24 protein-coding genes and 1 pseudogene are annotated in these 25498 nt (G+C 63.3%); 10 read left to right on the forward strand and 15 right to left on the reverse strand.

All coding sequences use genetic code 11. The features are described from left to right. Window positions 1-57: 57 nt before the first annotated feature. Window positions 58-924 (reverse strand): annotated as a pseudogene (gene tyrS / locus PG896_RS10560) (tyrosine--tRNA ligase); the annotation flags it as partial. Window positions 925-1069: 145 nt separating this feature from the next. Between tyrS and PG896_RS10565 the strand changes: the two are divergent. Then, a complete protein-coding gene (locus tag PG896_RS10565) occupies window positions 1070-1879 on the forward strand; it encodes a helix-turn-helix transcriptional regulator (protein WP_113977629.1) in 810 nt (269 codons plus the stop codon). A 59-nt stretch (window positions 1880-1938) separates the two neighbouring features. Here PG896_RS10565 and exeN read toward each other — a convergent pair whose 3' ends face one another. The 12 genes from exeN to exeC form a co-directional block, all read right to left on the reverse strand. After that, window positions 1939-2697 carry a GspN family type II secretion system protein ExeN gene (exeN, locus tag PG896_RS10570; RefSeq protein WP_113977631.1) on the reverse strand — a complete coding sequence of 253 codons (759 nt, stop codon included), beginning with the start codon at window positions 2695-2697 and terminating at the stop codon, window positions 1939-1941. Then, the gene (exeM, locus tag PG896_RS10575) at window positions 2694-3185 is read right to left on the reverse strand and encodes a GspM family type II secretion system protein ExeM (protein WP_010675717.1); all 492 of its coding nucleotides are present in this window, start codon (window positions 3183-3185) and stop codon (window positions 2694-2696) included. Before exeM ends, exeN begins: the two co-directional genes overlap by 4 nt. Beyond that, complete coding sequence (gene exeL / locus PG896_RS10580; protein WP_080989970.1) at window positions 3182-4366, reverse strand: GspL family type II secretion system protein ExeL; 1185 nt, start codon at window positions 4364-4366, stop codon at window positions 3182-3184. Before exeL ends, exeM begins: the two co-directional genes overlap by 4 nt. A 113-nt stretch (window positions 4367-4479) precedes the next feature. Then, window positions 4480-5499: a GspK family T2SS minor pseudopilin variant ExeK gene (exeK, locus tag PG896_RS10585; protein WP_069784267.1), complete on the reverse strand. Its 1020-nt coding sequence runs from the start codon at window positions 5497-5499 to the stop codon at window positions 4480-4482. Between the two features lie 89 nt (window positions 5500-5588). Next, complete coding sequence (exeJ, locus tag PG896_RS10590; protein ID WP_103858238.1) at window positions 5589-6230, reverse strand: GspJ family T2SS minor pseudopilin variant ExeJ; 642 nt, start codon at window positions 6228-6230, stop codon at window positions 5589-5591. Between the two features lie 44 nt (window positions 6231-6274). Beyond that, a complete protein-coding gene (gene exeI, locus PG896_RS10595) occupies window positions 6275-6628 on the reverse strand; it encodes a GspI family T2SS minor pseudopilin variant ExeI (protein ID WP_257713654.1) in 354 nt (117 codons plus the stop codon). Window positions 6629-6693: 65 nt separating this feature from the next. Next, window positions 6694-7257: a GspH family T2SS minor pseudopilin variant ExeH gene (gene exeH / locus PG896_RS10600; RefSeq protein ID WP_270835688.1), complete on the reverse strand. Its 564-nt coding sequence runs from the start codon at window positions 7255-7257 to the stop codon at window positions 6694-6696. A 47-nt stretch (window positions 7258-7304) separates the two neighbouring features. Then, the gene (gene exeG / locus PG896_RS10605) at window positions 7305-7736 is read right to left on the reverse strand and encodes a GspG family T2SS major pseudopilin variant ExeG (protein WP_010675723.1); all 432 of its coding nucleotides are present in this window, start codon (window positions 7734-7736) and stop codon (window positions 7305-7307) included. 189 nt (window positions 7737-7925) lie between these two features. Beyond that, entirely contained in the window at window positions 7926-9146 is a 1221-nt protein-coding gene (gene exeF, locus PG896_RS10610) for a GspF family T2SS innner membrane protein variant ExeF (protein ID WP_039040588.1), read from the reverse strand. A 1-nt stretch (window position 9147) separates the two neighbouring features. Then, window positions 9148-10653: a GspE family T2SS ATPase variant ExeE gene (gene exeE / locus PG896_RS10615; RefSeq protein WP_042014784.1), complete on the reverse strand. Its 1506-nt coding sequence runs from the start codon at window positions 10651-10653 to the stop codon at window positions 9148-9150. Next, window positions 10653-12707: a GspD family T2SS secretin variant ExeD gene (gene exeD / locus PG896_RS10620; RefSeq protein ID WP_010675726.1), complete on the reverse strand. Its 2055-nt coding sequence runs from the start codon at window positions 12705-12707 to the stop codon at window positions 10653-10655. The genes exeE and exeD overlap by 1 nt, the downstream gene beginning before the upstream one ends. A gap of 21 nt (window positions 12708-12728) precedes the next feature. Then, complete coding sequence (exeC, locus tag PG896_RS10625) at window positions 12729-13577, reverse strand: GspC family type II secretion system variant ExeC (RefSeq protein WP_270835689.1); 849 nt, start codon at window positions 13575-13577, stop codon at window positions 12729-12731. 216 nt (window positions 13578-13793) lie between these two features. Here exeC and hslR point away from each other — a divergent pair, with 216 nt between their 5' ends. The 7 genes from hslR to PG896_RS10660 all read left to right on the forward strand — a co-directional run bounded on the left by hslR (window position 13794) and on the right by PG896_RS10660 (window position 20823). Beyond that, on the forward strand, window positions 13794-14192 hold the full coding sequence (gene hslR, locus PG896_RS10630; protein ID WP_010675728.1) for a ribosome-associated heat shock protein Hsp15: 399 nt from the start codon (window positions 13794-13796) through the stop codon (window positions 14190-14192). 104 nt (window positions 14193-14296) lie between these two features. Continuing rightward, on the forward strand, window positions 14297-15181 hold the full coding sequence (hslO, locus tag PG896_RS10635) for an Hsp33 family molecular chaperone HslO (RefSeq protein WP_010675729.1): 885 nt from the start codon (window positions 14297-14299) through the stop codon (window positions 15179-15181). Between the two features lie 149 nt (window positions 15182-15330). Continuing rightward, entirely contained in the window at window positions 15331-16956 is a 1626-nt protein-coding gene (pckA, locus tag PG896_RS10640; RefSeq protein ID WP_201871853.1) for a phosphoenolpyruvate carboxykinase (ATP), read from the forward strand. Between the two features lie 173 nt (window positions 16957-17129). Next, on the forward strand, window positions 17130-17795 hold the full coding sequence (locus tag PG896_RS10645) for a GntR family transcriptional regulator (protein ID WP_103858235.1): 666 nt from the start codon (window positions 17130-17132) through the stop codon (window positions 17793-17795). A 33-nt stretch (window positions 17796-17828) separates the two neighbouring features. Further along, complete coding sequence (locus PG896_RS10650; protein WP_041213951.1) at window positions 17829-19631, forward strand: aminopeptidase P family protein; 1803 nt, start codon at window positions 17829-17831, stop codon at window positions 19629-19631. A gap of 137 nt (window positions 19632-19768) precedes the next feature. Next, window positions 19769-20221, forward strand: a complete 453-nt coding sequence (locus PG896_RS10655; RefSeq protein WP_270835690.1) for a GNAT family N-acetyltransferase — start codon at window positions 19769-19771, stop codon at window positions 20219-20221. Window positions 20222-20352: 131 nt separating this feature from the next. Then, the gene (locus PG896_RS10660; RefSeq protein WP_010675734.1) at window positions 20353-20823 is read left to right on the forward strand and encodes a glycine zipper 2TM domain-containing protein; all 471 of its coding nucleotides are present in this window, start codon (window positions 20353-20355) and stop codon (window positions 20821-20823) included. A 77-nt stretch (window positions 20824-20900) separates the two neighbouring features. Here the strand turns inward: PG896_RS10660 and PG896_RS10665 are convergent, their stop codons facing one another. Further along, on the reverse strand, window positions 20901-21854 hold the full coding sequence (locus PG896_RS10665) for a CYTH domain-containing protein (protein WP_270835691.1): 954 nt from the start codon (window positions 21852-21854) through the stop codon (window positions 20901-20903). 169 nt (window positions 21855-22023) lie between these two features. Here PG896_RS10665 and PG896_RS10670 point away from each other — a divergent pair, with 169 nt between their 5' ends. Together PG896_RS10670 and PG896_RS10675 are read left to right on the forward strand one after the other, a co-directional pair. Continuing rightward, window positions 22024-22704, forward strand: coding sequence for a TIGR00153 family protein (locus PG896_RS10670; protein ID WP_010675736.1), 681 nt, complete (start codon window positions 22024-22026; stop codon window positions 22702-22704). Window positions 22705-22729: 25 nt separating this feature from the next. Beyond that, window positions 22730-23995 carry an inorganic phosphate transporter gene (locus tag PG896_RS10675; RefSeq protein WP_069784272.1) on the forward strand — a complete coding sequence of 422 codons (1266 nt, stop codon included), beginning with the start codon at window positions 22730-22732 and terminating at the stop codon, window positions 23993-23995. A gap of 101 nt (window positions 23996-24096) precedes the next feature. Here the strand turns inward: PG896_RS10675 and PG896_RS10680 are convergent, their stop codons facing one another. Beyond that, window positions 24097-25335 carry a multifunctional CCA addition/repair protein gene (locus PG896_RS10680; RefSeq protein WP_052815540.1) on the reverse strand — a complete coding sequence of 413 codons (1239 nt, stop codon included), beginning with the start codon at window positions 25333-25335 and terminating at the stop codon, window positions 24097-24099. Between the last annotated feature and the right edge of the window lie 163 nt (window positions 25336-25498).

Consider the following 25498-nt stretch of genomic DNA (forward strand, 5'->3'; position numbering starts at 1 on the left):
ATCGATTGGATCGGACATACTGAGTACAGTGAAACCAGAATAGAGCAATTAGATCACATCTTTAATCTGATTGGTATCAATCTCGGCCAGCGGCATAAAGCTGTAGTAGCGCAGGAATCGGTAGACATCCTCGTCTGCGGTACCGAGCCAGAACTGGTAGAAGGCGTAAGGGGAGGTGAGCGCCGGGTCGAGCCAGACGGCGCCCCCCTCGGTCTTGCCGAACTTGGTGCCATCGGCCTTGGTGATGAGCGGCAGCGTCATGCCATAGACCTGGGCCTGATGCAGCCGCCTAGTGAGGTCCATGCCGCTGGTGATGTTGCCCCACTGGTCGTTGCCGCCGATCTGCAGGGTGCAGCCGAGGCGTTGGTTGAGCACGGCGAAGTCCTGGGATTGCAGCAGGGTGTAGGAGAACTCGGTGAACGAGATGCCCTGATCCGGGCGGGCCAGGCGCTGGCGCACCGATTCGCGGGCCAGCATGGCGTTGACCGAGAAGTGCTTGCCGATGTCCCGCAGAAAATCGAGGGCGGACATCTGCCCCATCCAGTCGGCGTTGTTGACCAGCAGCGACGCCGCCAGCCCGTCGCTCGCTGGCAGCAGCGCTTTTATCTGGGCCGACAGGCTGGCGACCCAGCCCTGCACCGTCTCGGCGCTGTTGAGGGGGCGCTCGCTTGCCTTGAAGCTGGGATCGCCGATAAGGCCGGTGGCCCCGCCCACCAGAGCCACCGGGGTGTGGCCCGCCAGCTGGAAGCGGCGCAGCATCAGCAGTGGCACCAGGTGGCCGATGTGCAAGCTGCCAGCGGTAGGATCGAAGCCGCAGTAGACGGTGCGCGGGGTGGCAAGATGGTCGGCCAGCGCCACCGGGTCGGAATTCTGGGCCACCAGGCCGCGCTGGGTCAGCTCATCGAGCAGGTGAGGATTTGTCATGGAGGGCTCCAACAGCAAGAGAAAGAGGGCCATCCTCGCCGTTTGCAGTGCTGGCAGATATGTCCCCCAGGGGACAGTTTTGCCACTCCCGTGCTAGCATCCTGCCATCGTGGGGAAACCATTCCCTGACCCGGAGCCCATCGCCATGCCCCCGTCTCCTGCCACGGATACCCTGAGCCTGACCGCCGCCGTCGATGCCCTGCACGGCAGCGGCTTCCCGGCAGCCCTGGTGCGCCTCATCCAGCAACAGGTGGCATTCGACTGTGCCCTGCTGCTCGGGGTGGGGCTGCGCCCCGTCTACCTCTACGACAACCTGCATCATCAGCGGGCCCTATTGTTCGACCGCTACCTCACCCGCCACTTCAGTCAGGATCCCTTCATGCAGGCGCTGGAGCAGGGGCTGGGTGCCGGGGTCTGGACCCTGACGCAGGTGTCACGGGGGCGGCTCGACCCCGAGTATCGCCACCACTTCTATCAGGCCACCGGCTGGCAGGAGGAGGTGGGGCTGATCCTGCCGGTGCGCGGCGGCCTCACCCTGATGCTGTTTCTGGGCCGCCTCGACAAGCGCAGCTCCCTCAGCCGTGACGAGCTGGCCAGGCTGGAGGCACTGTTCCCGCTGGTCCACTCCCTGTGTCGCCAGCACTGGCGGGAAGAGACACCCCGCCTGGCCCGCAGCCCGGCCAGGTCAGATGGCACTGACCTCAAGGGGGCGGTGGAGCAGGCTATCGCCAGTGTGGGGGGAGATCAGCTAACCCGGCGGGAGCGCCAGGTGGCGGGTTTGCTGTTGCAGGGGCTGGATACCGAGGCCATTGCCGGTTCGCTCGGCATCGGCAGCGGCACGGTGAAGAATCACCGCAAGCACCTCTACGCCAAGTTGAACCTGCACTCCCGGGCCGAGCTGTTCAGCTTCTTCCTCAATCACCTCATCACGGCGCCAGCCGGCGCGCCCCCATAACGACACCACCCCGCCGGGGCGGGGTGGTGTCTGTGCCTGTCAAATCATGGGCAACGCCGTCAGATGCGGCCCTGATAACGCAGCGGGAATCGCCCCTGCCCATCGGGCTGGCCGAGGAAGGGTAGCCCCTGTTTCATCTGGTCCGGCAGCTCGGGACCCGGTTTCAAGGTGCCCTGGAACAGGTACTGGCGATTGGCCTGCAACTCCAGCTTGCCCAGCACCTGCACCGCCTCCGAGCCCTGCTTGATCTCGGCCACCAGCCGGGAGTCGAGACAGGTGAGCGTGATCTCGGGATCCCCCAGGGCCAGCTTGCCCGCCGGGGTGTCCGCCTGTGCATCATACCAGTGAAGATCCCCGTAAAGGTTGTCGCACCAGGGAGTGCCCTGGGCAAACTGATCGATCTTGAGCTGCAACTGACCCGTCGCCGTCAACGGGAAGGGGGGTCTCATCGGCACCCGCTCCAGCACCCAGGGGGCCGGCGCATTCAGGGTGATGTTGCGCCCGAAAGCAGCACCGTTCCAACCCAGGCTCCCCTGCCCGTTGAGTCCGCTGCGCTCGCCAAAGCGCACCGACACCTCGGGCGACAGCCGCAGCAGGGACCAGCCATCGAGATCCCAGCGCAACTGGGTGAGGGACTCGCTGGCATATTGCACCCGGGCGGCCTGACCGCTCCAGAGGGTGCCGCTCACCCCCTCCAGCCGCACCAGATTGGAGGGCAGCGGCAGATGGCGCACCACCAGGGATGCAGGCAACTGGGCCAGCAGGAAACCGAGATAGGCCAGCAGGAAGAGACTGGCGATCACTATTTTTCGCTTCATTGGGAACGACTCAACTGCAAACGTCTGACCTTGACCAGCCCGGGGGCCAGCCCCTCGCGGGCCAGCTCGATGATCTGCACCTGGACGCCGTATTGATCCGAGAGGGTCGCAAGCCAGATCAGCAGATCATCGAACGGCACCGTGTCTATCCATACCTGCAGCTCCTGACCCTGGGGCTGCAAGCGGGCAATCTTGATCTTCTGGTTGAAGGCGGTGCGGTTCACCACGCCGTCCAGGGTACCACCGGTATCGATCTGGCGCCCCTGTCCCCCCTGCATCGCCAGCACCTCCTGTCCCTTCTCCTTGAGCCAGGCCAGGGTCTGCTGCTGGTTCACCACCTGCCGCTCGCGCTCGGCAATGCGATTTGCCACCGGCTGCCAGATCGCCCAGTAGAAGAGCCCGATGAGCAGCACGCTGCCCCCCACCGCCACCAGCCGCTGCTCGCGGGCACTGATGCCGCGCCACCAGCTCTGCAGTTTGTCCATCATGACGACCTCCCCTTGAGCACCAGCGCCCCTTCGACCTTGCCTTCGGTGCTTCGCACCTCACCCTGCTGCACCGCGAAGCGCTTGCCCGCCAGCTCGCGGAAACGTTCGATCTCGGTGAAGCCGGGGGCCGTCACCTGCAACCTCAGCTCGCCCCGGGCTGCATCGAAGCGCAGCACTTCGGGCTTGAGGCCGGGCACCTCGGCAAACACCGGGGCCAGCTCGGTCAGGAGCAACAGGACGCCATCCTGGGGAGCCTGCCCCAACTGCTGGAGGTGCTGGGTCATCTGGCTGCGCACGTTGACGATGCGCGTCTCCCCCGGGAAGATCCGGGTGTAGACCTGCCGGATCTCCGCCTTGAGGGCCTTGTCCTGTTCCGTCAGCTGGTGCAGATGCACACCGCGCTGCACCAGGGCCACCAGCAACAATACGCCTGCCAGCACCGCCACCTTGCGCCACTGCAACCAGTAGCGGGCGTATTCGGTCTGGGGACGATAGGGCCCCTGCAGCAGGTTGGCCTGGCAGGTCAGCGCCCCTTTCGCCAGCAACAGCATGGGCAGTTCCGGGTCAGCCCCCTGCCAGTTGCCCGCCGCCATGGCGGGGATGGGAGTATGGCAGTGCAGGGTGACGGGTTCGGTCTGCGCTGCCAACAGCATGGCCAGCAGGGATTCCTCCGCCACTATGCCCTGACGGGGGCCCTGGCGGACCAGCCACTCCTCCCCCAGCTGCAGGGCTGACCAGCCATCGGCGGCGAGCGGCAGCGCCAGCACGTCGGGCAGCAGGTGCAGGGTCTTGAGCCCTGCCTGCTCCAGCCAGCCGAGCCAGGAGTGCATCTTCCCCTTGTCCACCGCCATCAGATCCACCTCGCGGCCCTGATGGCCGAGCACCACCAGGTGCAGATCGTCCACGTCTGAGGCGATCTGCTCCTCCAGCAGATAGGGCAGGGCCGCCGCACTCTGGCGGCTGTATTTGCCCGGCAGATTGACCCGCCGGAAGATAAGATCGCTGCCGGGCACCAGGGTCACCACGGGGCGACCACCGGCACGCTCCTGCAGCTCGCCGAGGGCGTGCGCCGATGCCAGGATGCCGGAGGCGATGATCTCCTGCTCCTGCGCCGACCAGACCAGCCAGTGCACTGGCTGCTGCGCATTGGTCCCCAGACGGATGACCAGACTCTCGCTCACTAATGTCTCTCCTGCCATGCCCGCTCCTCCCTCAGGGGGGCGGGCGCACAGCCATGGGTTGCAGTCCAATCGGGGGATGCGCAGGGCAGCTGAAACCGCCCCACGCCCCCTTGTTATTCGGCGCCGCCGCTCAGGCGACGCAGCATCACCAGCTTGTTGTCCTTGCCACGCTGGAAGACGGTCTCAAGCCTGGCGCGGGTCTCCCCCACCTCCGCCAGCAGGCGGGCCTCGAAGAAGCTGCTCTTGATGTCCAGGGCGCCATCCAGCCCGGTGATGGCACCCGGCTGAACCTGCAACTGCTCCGTCATCTCCTGCTTGTTCTTCCACCCCTTCTTGGGGCGGCTGGTCAGCACCCGCTTGGCATCGTCCAGCCCGATCTTCCCCTGGTAGAGCCCCACCAGCAGGGCCGCCTGCTCCGGCCGGATGGTGTTGATGTTCACCACCAGCTTGTCATTGGGCAGGGAGCACACATAGGGGGCCAACCGGGCGTACAGGCTGGCGCTCACCCCGCGCACTGCCCGCAACTCGTCGGTGCCCAGCATCCGCTGGTTAGCCACCAGGTAGGGGGGATTGAGTCCCTCGTAGTAGGCATCCTCGGCCCCGTTGCTCGAGACCAGCTGGGTATCCTTGTCGGTCCAGTCGCGGATGGCGTCCGTCAGCTGCACCGCTTCGTAATCATCCACCTCGAGCTGGGCGAGCAGGGCCCGGAACACCTTGAACTGATAAGGCTGGGCCTCGAGATCGTCGCCGTTCTCCCCCTCCTTGAGGGGCACGCTCAGGCTGTTGAGGTTGAAGCAGGATTGCAGATCCCGCACCCGGCCCGAGAGAGTGCCATCCTCCACCGGGAAGACCCCGTCCTCCCGCGCCCAGTTCTGTCCCAGACTCACCCGATCCGGGTCATCCTTGAAGTCCTGGTTCAGCACCTTGATCACCAGGGCCTCCGCCGACATGGCATACCACCAGGCCTGCTTGCCCAGGGTGAGGTTGGCGGTGCGACGCAGCTCCAGTTGCAGGCGGCCGCTCATGTTGCTGGCGACGATCACCATCACCGCGAGGATGAGCAACACCACCAGCAGGGCCATGCCCCGCTGTCTGCCGGGGGCCAAAGAAGGGCGGGGGCGCTTAATTGCCATTGTCCGCCCTCTGGCCACCGGCTCCGATCAGGAACTGGCGACGTCGAATAGTGCTGTCATCCTTCGTGACGGACAGGGGAAAACGACGATCAGTTACCATTCTCTGCCCTCTGGCCACCGGCTCCGATCAGGAACTGGCGACGGATGGTGCCGTAGTCTTCAAGCTCCAGCTCCACCGCCAGCCCGTAGGGCAGCAGGTCGCGCTGGGTCCACTCCTCCTTCCACTGTCCCTTGTCGTAGAAATAGAGGCGCAGCGCCGTCACGCCGGTCAGCACGGGCTGAATGCGCGGCTCGGTGCCAATGGCCGGATCCGGATAGAGGTAGCTCAACCGCTCCAGGGTCTGCCCCTTGAGACGCCAACCCACCCGTTGCAGGCCGGAGCGCGGCAGTATGCCGTCCGGATTGAGCCAGCCGCCGCGAATGAAGGCCATGCCCCAGTCGTCGCTCTGCTGGCCGAAGCGGGACGCCGCCAGCAGCACCTTGTTGTTCTCGCCGTCGATGCGACCGCTGCGCGGCACCATCTGGGTGACGTCCCGCTCCAGCAGGCTGAAGGCGAGCTGCAGTTCCGAAAGGCGGGCCTCCTTGCGCTTGGCAACCTCGTCGCTGGTCAGCACCCCTTGCAGCACCTGATAGGCCCCCAGGCTCAGGGTGGCGAAGATGGCAATGGCCACCAGCATCTCAAGCAGGGTAAAGCCGCGGTGGCGCGATGGGCGGGGGTTGCTCTGGATCATCGGCTGACACCGGCTCCGGATCATGGACGCACGTTGATGAATGTTCATCGGCTGAGATAGGTCCGGATCATGGCCACCGGGCTGTCGGCCTTGGGCGCAGTGCGCACTTCCATGTCCAGCGCCCTGAAGTTGCTGTCCGCCGTGGCGACGCCGCGATAGCGCCAGTACCAGGTCTGCCCGGCCATCTCCTCGTCCCCTTCCACCCAGCTGTCTCCCGGCCATTTGCCTTCGAGCTTCTGCTGCACCAGCTGATTCTCCACCACCCAGGTCGCCAGGGTCTTCTGCTCCAGATAATTGAGGCCGGCCAGGTGTTCGCTCGCGGTCTTCATCACCGCCAGCCCGGCGATGGCAAACACCGCCAGGGCCACCATGACCTCCAGCAGCGTCATGCCGCGCACCCGGGCGGGGCCGTCCGACAGAGCGGTGCGACGCGCTAGAGCGCCCCCTGCGGGCCTGGCGCTCCTCACTCTTCTTCCTCTTCATCCTGCAACAGGGAGAGACGACCGAACTCGTCCCCCCTGACGGTGCGCAGGTAGTGCAGATCCTCGTCCTGCTGGCTCAGGGTCAGCACGAAGGGAGAGAGCTCTCCCCCCGGAAAGACCAGGATCTGGGGTGTCCGCTCGCGCTCGTCCCGACCCTGCTCCTGGCGTTCATCCGACGCAGTACGCCAGTTGAAACCTTCCAGCTCCACCGCCAGGGTCATCCCCTCCGGCAACGTCACCGGCCCCAGCAGCCTGTCACCGGTCAGGGCGCGCCACTTGCGATCCTTGGGATCCCGGGACATAAACTGCCAGCCGTTCTCCTCGACCCGCAGCCCCAGCAGCCTGCCATCCATGACCGAATACTCCTGGGCCTGCTGCAGGGTCGCCATGAAGCGGCGCGCCTGCTTGTCCAGCTCCCGATCCCCCCTGGCGCCCCCCATGCTGAGGGTGACGGCGGTCGCCACCAGTCCCATCAACATGGCGACCAGCAACACTTCCAGCAGGGTAAAACCGGCCTGGTGACGGGCCGAAGAGGCCATCTTCATTCAGGCAGCCCCGGGGTGGCCCGGTGAGCACGACGCGGCGGAATCACTTATTGGAAGTCCTTCAGGTTCCAGTTGCCGATGTCGTCATCGGTCCCGGCTTCGCCGTCCATCCCCATGGAGAAGATGTCGATCTTGCCGAACTGGCCCGGGCTCAGCAGCTGGTACTGGTTGCCCCAGGGATCCTGCGGCAGGCGCTTGATGTAGCCCCCTTCACGGTAGCTGCGCGGCTCAGGGGATGCGGTCGGCTTGTTGACCAGGGCGTCCAGCCCCTGCTCGGTGGTCGGGTAGCGGTTGTTGTCCAGCTTGTACATGTCGAGGGCGTTTTCCAGCGCCACTATGTCGGAGACCGCTTTTTGCTGATCCGCCTTCTCCTTGTTGCCCATCAGGTTGGGCACCACCAGGCTGGCCAGGATCCCCAGGATCACGATGACCACCATCACTTCCAGCAGGGTAAAACCCGATTGACGACGCTTTTGCATGACTGACTCCCTAACGAAATGAGATGGCATGAGCCATCAACGATTAACTGTTAAACCACAATCGTTCGATTGAATGTGCAGGTTCGAATGGCGAAGCCTATTCGGGCACCCGACCCTCACAGATTCACCATGTTGTTGAGCTCGAGCGAGTTGACCGCGGGATCGACCGATGTCACACGCACGCCAGCCTCACAGATTCACCATGTTGTTGAGCTCCAGGATCGGCTGCAGGATCGACATCACGATAAACAGCACCACCCCGGCCATGGAGACCACCAGCATGGGCTCGAACACCCCGAGGGCGATGTTCACCTGGGTTTCGAACTCCCTGTCCTGGTTGTCCGCCGCCCGCTCCAGCATGCTGTCGAGCTCGCCGCTCTGCTCGCCCGAGGCGATCATGTGCAGCATCATGGGCGGAAAAATTCTGGTTTCATCCAGCGACTTGCGCAGGCTGGTCCCCTCCCGCACCCGTTCGGTGGCCTCACCGATGCGCATGCGGGCATAGTCGTTGGAGAGCACTTCGCCGGCGATCTTCATTCCCTCCAGCAGGGGCACGGCGCTGGCGTTGAGGATGCTCAGGGTGCGGGCAAAGCGGGCGGTGTTGAGACCGCGGCTGACCCGACCGATCACTGGCAGGCGCAGTATCACCTGGTGCCAGCGACGGCGGCGCTTGTCGTCGGTCAGCCACCAGCGCCAGATCAGGCCGCCAATGCCAAGGAGCAGCAGGAACCAGAGGCCGTAGTGCTGCAACAGCTCGCTGGTGCCGATGAGGAAACGGGTGGTGCCCGGCAGTTGCTGGCCCATGTGTTCGAACTGGGCCACCACCTTGGGCACCACGGCGGTGAGCAGTATGGAGATGACCCCCACCGCCACCAGGGTGAGGACGATGGGATAGATCATCGCCTGCAGCAGCTTGGTGCGCATGTGCTGGCGCTGCTCGGTGTAATCGGCGAGACGGTTGAGCACCTTCTCTAGGTGACCGGACTTCTCGCCGGCCGCCACCATGGAGCGGAACAGCTGGTCGAACACATGGGGGAAGGCCCCCAGCGAATCGGCCAGGGAATACCCCTCCACCACCTTGCTGCGCACCGTCGCCACCAGGCTGCGCAGGTGGGCCTTCTCGCACTGCTCGGCGACCGCCTTGAGGGCCTCTTCGATGGTGAGACCGGCCCCCACCAGGGTCGCCAGCTGGCGGGTGATGAGGGCCAGTTCTGCGGTGGAGGCGCCACGGCGAAACAGCACGAAGCGGTTCGCCTCCCGCTTGGCCTTCTCGGTGGTCTCGTTCACCTCGAGGGGGGTCAGCCCCTGCTCGCGCAGCAACTGGCGCACCTGGCGGGCGGAATCCCCTTCCAGCACGCCGCTCTTGTTGCGCCCCTTGCCGTCGAGGGCCTTGTATTCAAATGCCGCCATCTCAGTCTTCCCGGGTCACGCGCAGCACCTCTTCGAGGCTGGTCTGCCCCTTGAGCACCTTGTCGATGCCGTCGCGGCGGATGCTGGGGGTATGACCCCGGATCAGCCGCTCGATGGCGAGCTCGCCGCTGGCGCTGTGGATCGCCTCGCGCACCGCCTCGTCCACCACCACCAGCTCGTGGATGCCGGTCCGGCCGCGATAGCCGGTATGGTTGCACTGCTCGCAGCCCACCGGACGCCAGATCTGCTGATCCGGCGCAAGCTCGATGCCCATGGCAACACGCTCCTGCTCGGTGACAGGGTGCGGTGCGCGGCAATCCGGGCAGAGAGTACGCACCAGCCGCTGGGCCAGTACCGCCAGGAGCGACGAGGAGAGCAGGAAGGGCTCGATCCCCATGTCCCGCATCCGGGTGATGGCGCCGATGGCGGTGTTGGTGTGCAGGGTCGACATCACCAGGTGACCGGTGAGGGATGCCTGCACCGCGATCTGGGCGGTCTCGAGGTCACGGATTTCCCCCACCATCACCACGTCCGGGTCTTGGCGCAGAATGGCGCGCAGGCCCCGGGCGAAGGTCATGTCCACCTTGCTGTTGACCTGGGTCTGGCCCACCCCTTCGAGGTCATATTCGATGGGGTCTTCGACGGTCAGGATGTTGCGATCCCGGGAGTTGATCTCCGAGAGGGCCGCATAGAGGGTGGTGGACTTGCCCGAACCGGTCGGGCCCGTCACCAGGATGATGCCGTGAGGCTTGCGAATGAGTTCGCTGATGATGTTGCGGTTGGCCAGCGTCATGCCGAGCTGCTTGAGCTCGAGGCGCACGTTGTTCTTGTCGAGCAGTCGCAATACCACCCGTTCACCGTAGCTGGAGGGCATGGTGGAGACCCGCACGTCCACCGCCCGGCCGCCGATGCGCAGTGAGATGCGGCCATCCTGGGGCACCCGCTTCTCGGCGATGTCCATGCGCGACATCACCTTGATGCGCGACACCAGCAGGGAGGCGAGTTTGCGATGGGGGCGCAGGATCTCCCGCAGCACCCCATCGATGCGAAAACGGATCACCAGGGCCCGCTCGAAGGTCTCGATGTGGATGTCGGACGCCTCTTCTTTTATCGCCTCGCTCAACATGGCATTGATGAGGCGAATGATGGGGGCGTCGTCGTCGGCATCCAGCAGATCCTCGCTCTGGGGCAGCTCTTCGGCCAGGGCAAAGAAGTCCATCTCGTTGCCGAGATCCTCCATCAGCTGACGCGCCTCGGAGGAGTCACGCTGATAGTGGGCCATCAGGAGCGTCTCGAACTCGTCGTTGCCAAGCTGCTCCACCGCGAAGGCACAGCCCGCCACCCGTCGCACCTCCAGCAGGGTCTGGGGGGAGATCCCCTGACGACAGAGCAGCACCGGGGCACCCTGGCGCTCGGTCAGGATGGCCCCGAAGTTGCGGGCAAACGCGAACGGCAGTTCCGGCAGGGGAGCCGGCAGCTCGCTGCCATCGAGCTGGTAGGCGGCCATCAGGGCTTGCTCTGCACGAAGGGCTGCTCCTGCACCTGGGCGCGCACGCCGGTGGCGGTCGCCTGCTGCTGGGCCTGCATTCTCTGGATCTGCTGCTGCACCTCGGGGGACATCATCACGTCCTGGCCATAGGCGGGCAGCACCTGGCGAGCCGGCGAGGTGGCATAGCCCTCTTCCGCAGCCCGGCTCAGCTGCTCGGCCCTGAACAGGGTGTACTTGTTGCTGGAGACCCCGGAGTAGACATTGGCGTCACGCAATATGGTCGGGCGGATGAAGACCATCAGGTTGCGCTTGGCGGTGGAGGTCTTGGAGGAACGGAACAGGTAACCCAGCACCGGAATGTCCCCGAGCAGGGGCACCTTGGAGATCTGCTCCTGGGTCTGTTCGTCCATCAGGCCACCCAGCACCACTGTCTCGCCGCTCTTGACCAGCACGGCGTTCTTCACGGTGCGGGTATCGAAGGTGGGGCCCAGGTTGGCGGTCCCGGTCGCCTGCTTCTGTGCCACGCTGGAGACCTCCTGCTCAATGTTGAGCAGCACGGAATCTCCTTCGTTGATCTGGGGCGTCACCACCAGCTTGGTCCCCACCGTCTTGCGCTCTATGGTGTTGAACACCTGATCGCTGGTGGTGGAGCTCTGGGAGCCGCTCTGCACCGGCACTTCCTGACCGACGTTGAAGGAGGCTTCCTTGTTGTCCATGGTGACGATGCTCGGGGTGGAGAGGATGTCGTTCTTGCTGTTGGTGGAGAGCGCCGTCACCAGCGCCGCCCAGTCTCCGTGATAGAAGCCTGCCGCCATGCCGCTGAAGCTGCCCGCCAGGGATGACAGGCCGTCGGTGTTGCCGTTGTCTTTGTAATCCTTGGCGGCGATGGCCAGGGAGCCGATGGGCAGACCGGTGTCGGTGAACTGGGTGCCGCCGCCATTGGTGTTGGCCCACTGCACCCCGAGGTTCATGCCGTCACCATCCGATATCTCGACGATGATGGCCTCCACCAGCACCTGGGCACGGCGAATGTCGAGCTTGGCGATGACCTGCTCCAGCTCGGCCATCACGTCCGGCTGGGCGGTGATCACCAGGGCATTGGTGGTCTCGTCGGCGGAGATGGCGAGCTGGCCGCCGCCGATGCTGGCGCCGCCCGTGGCCGTGGCAGCCGCCCCGCCCTTCTTGTCGGCGGCGATGCTGGAGCTGACCCCCTTGAGGACGTCCACCAGATCCTTGGCCTTGCCATATTTCAGGTAGAAGACCCGGGTGTTGCCCTGGCTCTGCAGATCCCGGTCGAGCTGGCGCACCATCTGGATGATGCGGGCACGGGCCTTGGGCTCGCCGCTGATGACCACGGAGTTGGTGCGCTCGTCGGCCACCACCTTGGGGGAAAGCAGCAGCGAGGCGTTGGCCCCCTGATTGCTGCCATCCTTGTTGAGGTTGGTCACCAGCCGCACCATCTCGCCGGCGGAGGCGAACTTGAGCTTGATGACGTCCATGTCCTGATCCCCCGCCTTGTCCACCCGGCGAACCACCTCCACCAGGCGGTTGACGACGGCGGCGCGGCCGGTGATGAGCAGCACGTTGGAGGGCTCGTAGTGGACCACGTTGCCGCCGCCGGCGTTGTCGTTGAGCTGACGCAGCAGGGGGGCCAGTTCACGGACCGAGACATTGCGCACCGGCACGACCCGGGTCACCATCTCGTCACCCACGCCGGGGTTGGTGTCATCCACCACGGGGATGGCCGAGGTCTTGGCATCCTTGGAGCGCACCACCTTGAGCACGCCGTTGTTCATGGGCACCACGGCAAAGCCGTAAACGTCGAGCACGCTCAGGAAGAACTGGTAGTACTGATCCTCGTTGAGCAGGTCATAGCTGCGCACGTTGATCTTGCCGCGTACCGATGGCTCTATGATGATGGTTTTGTTCAGGTTCTTGCCGACCGTGTTGATGAACTCCTCGATGTCGGCGTTCTTGAAACTGGCGGAATACTCGGTGGCCCAGGCAGAACCAGCCATCATCAAGGCTGCCGCCATGGTGGCCAGACGCCAGCCCTTCCCTTTATTTGTCATTCTTGGTGCTACTCCAATTCATTATTCTGACAAGCCGACATAGACGTCGTAGAGCTGTCCTTGCCGCTCGACGGTGACGGTCATTTCCGTGGCGCCCGCCACCTGCTGCATCGCCTGCATGGCCTGGGCGTTGTCACGCAGATCCAGGCCGTTGATGCTGACCGCCAGATCGTTGGCGACCAGTCCGAGTTGATTGAACAGTTCCGGATTGCGACCCGGGTTGAGGCGATAGCCGGTCATGCGACCGTCCACCCGGACCGGAGAAATATTGAGGTAATCGGTGATCTTGCCCGGGTTGCCCAGCAGTTCGCTGCGCACGGAGGAGAGTCCCTCCTGGCGGGCCGGTTTGGGCAGGGGCTTGCCATACTCTTCCCCGTCCAGCATCAGGGTCTCGTCACGGCCGTCCCGGGCGATAATGACCCGATCGGCAAACACCTGGCGGATCCTGGCCTGAGTACCGTCGATGTAGTCTCCGATGCCGTAAGAGTTCTGTGTCCCGTTGTGGGCGATGATGGCGATGGACTTGGCGGGATCCGAGCTTGCCAGCACCCCGTTGAGCTGGGCGTTGAGCTGGGTTTTCGGGGCATCCACCGCCACCGTCTCTGCCGCCTTGTCCGCCTGGGGTTGCAGCGCCTTGCCAAAGAGAGAGAGGCGGCTGAGGTTGCCAAGATCGAGGCGATCGCCACCACTCCCCTGCACCGAGGTGACCGAGGGTTGCCAGGGGGTCAGGGGAGCGGGCTGGGCCAGTTCGTACAGGCGCCAGGTGAGCACGGCACACTGCTGGGCCAGCAACAGCAGCAGAAGCCAGAACAGGGGCTGGCTGAAACGGGAGAGTGGCATGGCCTTGCAGCGAGCCAGAAGGGAAGTCAACAAATCATCCCTGAACGGTAGCGTCATCTTTCTCAAAATTGTCTGGCATCCAAGTCGGTTGGCTATTGTGTACGGCAATGGACCCAGAGACAACCGACCGGATGGGACCAAGGGGTGAAAATTCAGTTTCCGTCACACCCGGATGCCCCCTGTTTCTATCCCGGGGCCCGCCTCTGGTATAATCAGGCACCTTTTCAGCCATCCCGGAGCCGATCCATGTCGAATCCAGCACAAAGCAGCACTCAGGTCCGTCTCGACAAGTGGCTGTGGGCCGCCCGCTTTTACAAGACCCGCAGTCTGGCGCGGGATCAGATCGACGGCGGCAAGGTGCACTACAACGGCCAGCGCACCAAGCCGGGCAAGGCGGTCGAGGTCGGCGCCCTGGTGCGATTCTGGCAAGGCCAGGACGAGCGGGAGGTGCGGGTGCTCGAGGTGAGCGAGCAGCGCAAATCCGCCCCGCTGGCCCAGCAACTCTATGAAGAGACAGAGGCCAGCCTGAAGAAACGGGCCGAAAACAGCGAAGCCCGCCGCTTCAACAGCCAGTTTGCCCCAAGCCCGGAGCGCCGACCTGACAAGCAGGAGCGACGCCAGCTTATCCGGGTCAAGCAATCCTAATCCGCGTCTGTGGCCCCTTTATGACGACAGGTGGAGGAATTAGTTCCTAACCACCTGTTTAACAATGTGTTTATTTTTCCCCAAGAACATCCTAGGAAACCATGATGAGTAACCAAGACCTCCTGTATCGCTATCTGTTCGAAGAGTACGAAGTGCGTGGGGAGCTGGTCCAGCTGGATCGTACCTACCGCCACATCATCGACGCCCAGAACTACCCGGTACAGGTGCAGCACCTGCTGGGCGAGCTGCTGGTTGCCACCAGCCTGCTGACCGCCACCCTCAAGTTCGAAGGCTCCATCACGGTGCAGCTGCAGGGGGACGGTCCGGTGCGTCTGGCCGTCATCAACGGCGACAACAACCAGCAATTGCGCGGCGTGGCACGCTATGAAGGGGAATTGCCGACGGACGGCAAGCTGCAAAGCCTGATCGGCAACGGTCATCTGGTCATCACCATCACTCCGGATCAGGGAGAGCGCTATCAGGGCATCATCGCCCTGGAGGCCGACACCCTGGCGGCCTGTCTGGAGCACTACTTCGCCCAGTCCGAACAACTGGCCACCCGCCTCTGGATCCGCACCGGCCACCACGAGGGCGAGCCCCGTGCGGCGGGCATCCTGCTGCAGGAGCTGCCGGCCCAGAGCGAGGATCACAGCGAAGATTTCGACCACCTGGTCCAGCTCACCACCACCATCAAGGACGAGGAGCTGTTCGGTCTGGACGCGGAAGAGATCCTCTACCGCCTCTACCACCAGGACAAGGTACGGGTGTTCGATCCCCAGGCCATCGAGTTCCGCTGCACCTGCTCCCGCGCCCGTTGCGAAGGGGCCTTGCTGCAGATAGACAAGGAGGAAGCGGTATCCATGGTGCAGGAGCTCGGCAAGATCGACATGCACTGCGATTACTGCGGCGCCCACTACGAATTCGACGGGATAGACATCGAAACCCTGTTCAGCAGGGCTCCCGGTAATGATGCAAACCAGTTACACTAATCAAAGGCGGGCAAAACCCGCCTTTAACTTAAATAACAAAAAAATACCCTATTTTATAAAGTTTGATGGCGATCGCTAAAAACTACCACCTAGGTGGTAGCATGAACGTCAGATAGAACCCTACACACCTCTGAACCCAGGAGAATACAATGACAATCGTGCTAGAACCCACCCTGGCCCAACAACTGAAGCTGGACCAATACGGTATCAAAAACAGCCAGGAAATCGTTCGCAACCCCTCCTATGAGCAGCTTTTCGCTGAAGAGACCCGCTCAGACCTTGAGGGCTTCGAACGTGGCGTCGTCACCGAGCTTGGCGCCGTCAACGTCAACACCGGCATCTTCACCGGCCGCTCCCCTAAAGATAAATATATCGTCAAAGATGCCACTACCCAGGATACTGTGTGGTGGTCTGACCAGGGTAAAAACGATAACAAGGCGATCACCCCGGAAGTGTGGTCACATCTGAAAGGGCTGGTCACCAAACAGCTCTCCGGCAAGCGTCTGTTCGTGGTGGACGGCTTCTGCGGCGCCAACCCGGACACCCGCCTGGCAGTGCGCATCATCACCGAGGTGGCCTGGCAGGCGCACTTCGTGAAGAACATGTTCATCCGCCCGAGCGAAGAGGAGCTGAAGACCTTCAAACCGGACTTCGTGGTGATGAACGGTGCCAAGTGCACCAACCCGAACTGGAAGGAGCAGGGTCTCAACTCCGAGAACTTCGTCGCCTTCAACATGACCGAGAAGATGCAACTCATCGGCGGCACCTGGTACGGTGGCGAGATGAAGAAGGGCATGTTCTCCATGATGAACTACTTCCTGCCCCTGCGCGGCATCGCCTCCATGCACTGCTCCGCCAACGTGGGCAAGGATGGGGACGTGGCCATCTTCTTCGGCCTCTCCGGCACCGGCAAGACCACCCTCTCCACCGATCCCAAGCGTCAGCTGATCGGCGATGACGAGCACGGCTGGGATGATCACGGCGTGTTCAACTTCGAAGGGGGCTGCTACGCCAAGACCATCAAGCTCTCCGAAGAGGACGAGCCGGACATCTACCACGCCATCCGCCGCGATGCGCTGCTGGAGAACGTGACCGTGGCCGCCGATGGCACCATCGACTTCGACGACGGTTCCCGCACCGAGAATACCCGGGTCTCCTACCCCATCTATCACATCGACAACATCGTCAAGCCGGTCTCCAAGGCGGGGCACGCCACCAAGGTGATCTTCCTGACCGCAGACGCCTTCGGTGTGCTGCCCCCGGTCGCCAAGCTGACCAAGGAGCAGACCAAGTACCACTTCCTGTCCGGCTTCACCGCCAAGCTGGCCGGTACCGAGCGCGGCATCACAGAGCCGACCCCGACCTTCTCCTCCTGCTTCGGCGCGGCTTTCCTCAGCCTGCACCCGACCAAGTACGGCCAGGAGCTGGTGAAACGGATGGAAGCGGCAGGGGCTGAAGCCTATCTGGTCAACACCGGCTGGAACGGCACAGGCAAGCGGATCTCCATCAAGGATACCCGTGGCATCATCGACGCCATCCTGGATGGTTCCATCGAGAAGGCGCCGACCAAGGTACTGCCGGTGTTCAACCTGGAAGTGCCGACCGAGCTGCCGGGCGTCAACCCCGCCATCCTGGATCCGCGAGACACTTACGCCGACCAGGCCGAGTGGGATGCCAAGGCGGCCGATCTGGCCGGGCGCTTCATCAAGAACTTCGAGCGCTTCACCGACAACGACGAAGGCAAACGCCTGGTCGCGGCGGGCCCGCAGTTGTAAGAAACGCGCCTCGCGTCTCGCAATCCCGTACCGGTCAGCCCTGCTGGCCGGTATTTTTTTGGCCGATGCGCGGCATATGGCTCCCGCCAAGCCTTGCCTTGACGGCCCTTGCGCGTTAGATTCAGCCAAACTTTATACAATATACAATTTTGCAACCTGCCCGTGACCCCAGCATGACCCCACCTTACAAGACCCGAACCCAGATGGTGATGGAGAACCTCCGCGGCCGGATATTGCGTGGCGAGTTTGCTGCGGGCGCCCCCCTGCGCCAGGACGCCATCGCCAAGGAGCTGGCGGTGAGCCGCATCCCGGTGCGGGAAGCCCTGATGCAACTGGAAGCTCAGGGGCTGGTGAAGTTCGAGGCCCATCGCGGCGCCGTGGTGACCATGCTGGATGCCTCGGCCATCGAGGAGCTCTTTTATTTGCGGGCACTGCTCGAAGCCGATACCCTGTTCCACGCCGTCGACCTGATGACGGAGGAGACCTTCGCCCAGGCGCAAGCCATCCTCGCCCAGTTTGATCTGGCGCTGGAGTCTGGCACCCAGATCGAACACTGGGCCGAGTTGAATCACCGCTTTCACGCCACCCTTTACCAGGCAGCCAATCGCCCCCAGGCACTGGAACTGATCGCCCAGATCAATCTGAGCTGCGACCGCTATGTGCGTTTCGAACTGCTGTTCGACCAGGGCGGCGTGGACAAGGCCGAGCGGGAGCACGCCCGACTCCTTGAACTGTGCCGCGCCCGGCGCAAGCACGAAGCAGTGGTACTGCTCAAGCAACACATCGAGGCGGCAGGCCAATCGATCAGACAGATCCTGGCAAGCGGCCACCATCAATGAACACTCACATCACCACAAGCTGGCAATAACGACATGAACCATTTCGAGATTATTGAAACCCGCGTCGCCCAGGTCAGGGCCACACTGGCCACGCTGGAGCTGGACGCCTTCATCGTTCCCCACGACGACGAGCATCTGGGGGAGTACATTCCCGCCTATGCCGAGCGGCTGGACTGGATCACGGGTTTCAACGGCTCCGCCGGGCTCGCCATCATCCTGGCGCATCGGGCGGCCCTGTTCATCGACGGTCGTTATACCGTGCAGGCCCGCATGCAGGCGCCGGCCGAGCTGTTCGAGTTTCTCCACCTCAATGAAGACCCCCACGTGCAGTGGCTGGCGGAGCAGTTGCCCTCAGGCTCCCGGGTCGGCTTCGATGCCCGCCTGCACAGCCTGGCCTGGTATCAGAACGCCAACGCCGTGCTGGCCGATCACGGCATCGAGCTGGTGCGCATCGACGAGAACCCCATCGATCTGCACTGGAGCGATCGTCCCGCTCCGACCAAGAGCCCTGTCATCCTCTACAGCGAGGAGCTGGCGGGCCAGTCCAGCCAGGCCAAGCGCGAAATGCTGGCCAGCGATCTGCGCAAGCGCGGGCTGGATGCGGTGTTGCTGACCCAGGCCGAGCCCATCAACTGGCTGCTCAACCTGCGTGGTCGCGACGTGGAACGCCTGCCGGTGGTGCTGGGCTTTGCGGTGCTCTACGCCAACGCCACCATGGATTTCTTCGTCGACACCGACAAGATCGACTGCTTCGCCTTCAGCCAGCACGTGGGGCAGGATGTCTCCGTCTACCCCATCGACAAGCTGGGTGACGTGTTGCAGCGCATCGGCGAGGATCAGCAGAAGGTGCTGGCCGACCCCAACACCGCCAACGCCTGGACCCAGCTCGTGATGGAAGAGGCGGGCGCCATTCTGGTGGCCGGCCAGGATCCCACCATGCTGCCCAAGGCGTGCAAGAACCCCGTGGAGCTGGCCGGCATGCGTGCCGCCCACCTGCGCGACGGCGTTGCCGTCACCCGCTTCCTGGCCTGGCTGGATCGCCTGATCGCCAGCGGCGAGTTCGACGGTGTGGACGAAGGCACCCTGGCCGACCAGCTGGAAGCCTTCCGCCACGAGCAGGAGCACTATGTGGAGCCGAGCTTCGACACCATCTCGGCACTCGGCCCCAACGCCGCCATGTGCCACTACCGCCACACCAACGGTACCCCGCGCGCCTTCGGCCAGGACAGCATCTATCTGGTGGACTCCGGCGCCCAGTACCTGGACGGCACCACCGACATCACTCGCACCGTCAAAGTGGGTGAGGTGACTGACGAGCACAGGGCCATGTTTACCCGGGTGCTGCAGGGTCATATTGCCCTGGATCAGGCCCGCTTCCCCCGCGGCACTGCCGGCATCCAGCTCGACGTGCTGGCCCGCATGCCCCTGTGGCAAGCCGGTTACAACTACGACCATGGTACCGGACACGGGGTCGGCCACTTCCTCAGCGTGCACGAAGGTCCGCAGCGCATCGCCCCCAAGGGCAGCCTGGTGGCCCTGCAGCCGGGCATGGTGCTCTCCAACGAGCCGGGCTACTACCGGGAAGATGCCTTCGGCATCCGCTGTGAAAACCTGGTGGTGGTGACCGAGCAGGAAGCCCGTGGCGAGCTGACGATGCTGGGCTTCGAGCGACTGACCTATGTGCCGTTCGACATCCGCCTCATCGATCGCAGCCTGCTGAGCCCGGCGGAGTTCCGCTGGATCAACGAATACCATGCGGAGGTCTACCGCCGTCTGAGCCCGCTGCTGGAGGGCGAGGATCTCGCCTGGCTGGAGCAGGCGACCAGCCTCCTCTGATGACACAGGGCCTGCGGGCCCTGTTTCTTTATCTGCGGCATGCCACAAATGCCCCCCTTGCATCGACTCCCCGCCCCTTCTACCCTGTGCCTCCTTTTTGGCTGCCCCGCAGCAGAGACCCGATGAGAGGAGCCCCGATGCACTCGTCCCCCGTATTGCGCCTTGCCACCCACACCGACATGCACGCCATCTGGCAGATAGATGCCGATGTCTTCGGCGAGGATGTCTACCCCGGTTTCTTCTTTCGCCAGGCCATGGATCTGTGGCCCGAACTGCTGGTCGTCGCGGAGCGGGAAGACCGGCTGCTGGGCTATGCCCTGGGGGGGCTTGGTCAGGATCGGTCGCAGGGCTGGCTGCTCTCCCTCGCGGTGCGTCCCGAAGCGCGCGGCTTCGGCCTGGCCGAGCAAATGATGTTGCAGGTGGAGCAGGCTCTGGCGCATTTGCAGGTTGCCCGGGTGAGGCTGACCGTGGATCCCGCCAATCCGGCCCAGCGCCTCTACTTCAGGCTGGGTTATCAGCAGTTGGCAGAAGAGAGAGGCTACTTCGGGCCGGGCGAGGATCGCCTGCTGCTGGAAAAAGCCCTGACCTGACCATCCACCACCGGCACGGGAGCCTTCCGGCCACATAATTGGTTACACTTTGCGGGTTTAATGCTCAATCTGGTTGGCGTAAAGTGCAATTCATCACCAGATTAATCCGATGCCCGCCCAGGAGGCCCATCATGTTCAAACGTATTGCTCTCGTCACTCTGCTGGCGGCCACCACCGCCATCACTGGCTGTGCCAACAGCGACGTCTACTCCGGCGATGTCTACACCAAGGATCGCGCCAAGCAGGTACAGACCGTCAGCTATGGCACCATCCTCTCCACCCGCCCCGTCAAGATCCAGGCCGATGAGAACTCCCTGATCGGCACCATTGGCGGTGCCGTGGTCGGCGGCCTGCTCGGCAGCACCATAGGCGGCGGTCGTGGCAGTGACATCGCGGCGGCCGGTGGCGCCATTGCGGGTGCGGCGGCCGGCAAGGCGGCAGGGGACAAACTCAACCAGGTTGACGGGGTCGAGCTCGAGATCAAGAAAGAGAACGGCGAATCCATCGTGGTGGTACAAAAGGCCAGCCCCACCTTTGTACCTGGTGCCCGGGTCCGCATGACCCAGGGCAACGGCACCATCAACGTGGCCGTGGTGAACTGATAGCGCCGCTCAAGGTGCAACTGCCATAAAAAAGGTGAGCCCGGGCTCACCTTTTTGCGCTCTGCACCACTGAGGATTCACTCCCCCAGATGCAGCCAGGCCGCGATGGACAACTGCAGGCCCACCAGGTCGGCATGGTGGAACAGGGCATGCAATGATGCACGATCCCCGGCCACCTGCATCATCAGACGCTGTTGCGCCTGCAGGTCGGCCAGCCAGGAGGGTGGCACCGTCAGCGTGCCTGCCGCCTCGGCAACCAGGGATACCCCCTCGAGCAGGGCATGCAGCGCCCGTTGTTGTTCGCCAGCATCGTCACTCTCGAGCCAGAGCTGCTCATGATACTGCCAGTGCTGCATACCCAGGGTAATGCTGGCCTTCTGATCTTTGCCCTCAATCCTTTGCAGGGGCTGCACGGCCAGTGGTTTGCCAAGCCCAGCCAGCCTGTATCCGCGCTGCGCCTTGGACTGGGCACCCAGCCGCAATCCTCCCAGCGCCGCCAGCTTGCTCGCCAGGGTGAACAGGGCGCGGGCATCACCGGATTTCAGCTCCAGCTCCAGCTCGTCGATCCCGGTACGCCCCAGGGCACCGACAATCTCCCCCTGATCCCAGGCCAGCTCGATCTCGGCATCTCCGAATGCGATCAGCCAGTGGCGGCGCAGGAAATCGGTGCTGAACTGGGCCACCAGACGGCTCTGGAGTTCATCGCGCACTGCCAGACTCGGCCAGATATCGGCAGGAAAGGCAGACAGGGTCGGAATGGTGCCCTCCACCGGGGCGTTGTACTCGGGTCTGGCGTGCAATCCACCCACGACCTGCCCCCGGCACTTGATGGTCTGCTCGGAAAAATCATCGCTGCGACGAATGCGCAACCCCATCTCGAGCCCACGCAAACCCAGATCGGGCGTGTCGAAATAGACGTTGCCAAGAGCGGCTTGATTGGAAGAGATAATCTCTAGTGAATTCAGAAGCTTGGAGAGGGATTCTTGAATATTGCTGGTGACGAAAAACTTTATCTCGATCTCAGTTTGCATAGTCATTCCGGGCTGGCGGGCAACTTTGGGGGGCATGTTCAGGGTCGCGAGGATATAATGCCAGCGACAGTTCACGATTAATTCACGGTTTTATTGATGGCACAGTTCGGTTACCATGCGCCCCTCATAAAATCGTATCGAGTGTTTTTTCACCGACACAGGTTTGGCCATGCCAGTAAATACTATTTTGGGTCTTTTTGCCAAGTCCCCCATCAAGCCGCTGCAGAAGCATATCGTCAAGGTTCACGTGTGCTGCGAACAGCTCATTCCCTTCTTTGATGCCGTCGCTGAAGACCGCTGGGAAGATGCCGAGAAGATCCGGCAACAGATCGCCCAGCTGGAAAAAGAAGCGGACATCCTCAAGCGCGAAATCCGCTTGAAACTCCCCCGCGGCCTGTTCCTGCCGGTCGCCCGTACCGATCTGCTGGAGCTCTTGACCCAGCAGGACAAGATTGCCAACCGTGCCAAGGATATTTCCGGTCGCATGCTTGGCCGCAAGATGGAATTCCCCACCGAGATGCGCGCCGATTTCATGGCCTATCTCAAACGCTGTATCGATGCGACCGCCCAAGCCGAAAAAGCCATCGGAGAACTCGATGAGCTGCTTGAAACCGGCTTTAAAGGACGTGAAGTTGAAATGGTTGCCGAGATGATCCACCAGCTGGATCTCATCGAGGACGATACTGACACCATGCAGATCGGACTGCGCCAACAGCTGCAAGCCGTTGAGCACAAATACAATCCGATCGACGTTATGTTCCTCTACAAGATCCTCGAATGGGTAGGTGACCTGGCTGATCAGGCAGAGCGCGTTGGCGCCCGTCTGGAATTGATGCTGGCTCGTTCGTAATCGACTGACTGGGTAAACACTACTAATGGACATTATCGCGAATTACGGCACCACCCTGGTGCTCGTGGCGGCCTTGTTCGGCTTTTTGATGGCCTGGGGCATTGGTGCGAACGACGTCGCCAACGCCATGGGCACATCGGTCGGCACCAAGTCCCTGACCATCCGTCAGGCGATCATCATCGCCATGATCTTTGAATTTGCCGGTGCCTATCTGGCCGGTGGCGAAGTGACGGCAACCATCCGCAGCGGCATCATCGACAGCAACGCCTTTGCCGACACGCCGGATCTGCTGGTGCTCGGCATGATCGCCTCCCTGCTGGCTGCGGGTCTGTGGCTGATCCTGGCCTCCTATTTCGGCTGGCCCGTCTCCACCACCCACTCCATCATCGGCGCCATCGTGGGCTTCGCCGTGGTGAGCATCGGTCCGGAAGCGGTACAGTGGAACAAGTTTGGCGGCATCGTCGGCTCCTGGATCATCACGCCGGCCATCTCGGGCATCATCGCCTACTTCATGTTCATCAGCGTGCAGAAGCTCATCTTCAACACGGACAATCCCCTGGACAACGCCAAGCGCTATGTCCCCTTCTATATGTTCCTGACGTCCCTGGTCATCTGCCTGGTGACCATCAAGAAGGGGCTGACCCACGTCGGTCTGCACCTGAGCAATGGCGAGGGCGCGCTGCTCTCCGTCGCCATCTCCATCGCGGTGGCGTTTGCCGGCTGGATCTATATCCGCGGCCAGCAGTACAACCCGAAAGATGACAGCAAGATGCACTTCGCCAACGTGGAGAAGGTATTCGGCATCCTGATGATCATCACCGCCTGCGCCATGGCCTTCGCCCACGGCTCCAACGACGTGGCCAACGCCATCGGTCCGCTCTCTGCAGTCGCCTCCATCGTGGCGGCCGGCGGCGAGATCGGCGGCAGCTCCCACATCGCCTGGTGGATCCTCCCCCTTGGCGGCATCGGCATCGTCATCGGTCTGGCCACCATGGGCGAGAAGGTGATGGCGACCGTCGGCACCGGCATCACCCACCTGACCCCGAGCCGTGGCTTCGCCGCCCAGCTGGCCACCGCCGCCACCGTGGTGATCGCCTCCGGCACCGGTCTGCCCATCTCCACCACCCAGACCCTGGTCGGTGCCGTCATGGGCGTCGGTCTGGCACGGGGCATCGCGGCCCTGAACCTGGGCGTGCTGCGCAACATCGTGGTCTCCTGGGTCATCACCCTGCCCGCGGGCGCCATCCTGGCCATCGCCATCTTCTACGTGTTGCAGGCCTGCTTCTCCTGAGCAGCCCACGCCGCACGACAAAAAGCCCGGGTCATTGACCCGGGCTTTTTTATGCTTCGCCCATATCACGCCGTCGATTGAGCGTCGATCGGCTGCAGCGTTTACTCCTCGATAAAGGTCCACTCGTCGCGCACCCGGCTGATGGCATCGAGCCGCCGCTTGGCAAGCTGCTCGCGGATTGCCTCCCCTTTGAAGCCGGCCGCCACTATCTCCTTGACCGGCACAGCCTGCGCCGCCTCCAGGGCCTGAGCGACATAGTCCGGCTGACTGTAGACCTTCTCTTCGAAGCCGGTACGACCGTGGAAGTCGGCGCGACAGGCATCGAGCAGCTGGGCAAAGCGCTCCGGTCTGCGCCAGGCATCGGCCTTGTCGAATACCTTGAGCAGGGTCGCGGGCTTGAGCTCGAAGGCAATGTGGATATGGGTGTGCAAGTCGCTCACCAGCAGTGCCAGATCGCGACACTCGTTCGGCACCCGGAAGCGCTCGCAAAAATCGCGAATGAGCGGCAACCCCTTCTGACCATGGCCGTGATGGCTCGGCCAGAAGGCGGGCGGGGTCAGCCCCTTGCCAAAGTCGTGGCAGAGGGACGCGAAGCGCACGGTCAGTTCGGGGGAGAGACGACATGCCTGCGCCAGCACCATCATGGTGTGGATGCCGGTGTCGATCTCCGGGTGCCATCTGGCAGGGGCCGGCACACCGAACAGGGCATCGAGCTCGGGGAAGAGCGCCTTGAGTGCGCCGCATTCGCGCAGCACCTCGAAGAAGATCTGGGGTGTCGGCCCCAGCAGCACTTTTTCCAGCTCCTTCCAGACCCGCTCCGGGGTCAGGTGGGCCAGCTCTCCAGCCTCCGTCATCTCGCGCATCAGCCCCAGCGTCTCGGGGGCCACCACGAACCCCTGGGCATGGAAACGGGCGGCGAAGCGCGCCACCCGCAGGATGCGCAGGGGATCCTCGGCAAAGGCCGGCGAGACATGGCGCAGCAACCGCGCCTCCAGATCCTGCACGCCGCCGTAGGGATCGTGCAGTTGCCCGTCCTCATCTTCGGCGATGGCGTTGATGGTGAGATCCCGGCGCAGCAGATCCTGCTCCAGCGTCACCTCGGGGGCGGCATGGCAGACGAAGCCGGTGTAACCCTGCCCCTGCTTGCGCTCGGTGCGCGCCAGGGCGTACTCCTGCTGGGTTTTCGGGTGAAGAAAGACTGGAAAGTCTCGGCCCACCTGGGTGAATCCGAGACCCAGCATCTGCTCCACCGTGGCGCCGACCACCAGGTGATCCCTGTCACCCTGGGGCAGTCCCAACAGGCGATCCCGTACCGCCCCTCCTACCAGATAAATCTGCACGCGCACTCTCCCTCGATAAACTTGCCCCGATGATACCGCTTTTGGCCAAGAGAGACGATGTGCCCCCGCCGCACCGGGCTCGTCATCACTCGGCCGGGCGGCCGCTTTCCGCCATCGTCCTGGGTGCGTCAGCCCGTGGTTCGAGCCAGCTCCCCTTATGGTA

The sequence above is a fragment of the Aeromonas sp. QDB30 genome (assembly GCF_027707645.1).
GTDB classification, from domain to species: domain Bacteria; phylum Pseudomonadota; class Gammaproteobacteria; order Enterobacterales; family Aeromonadaceae; genus Aeromonas; species Aeromonas caviae.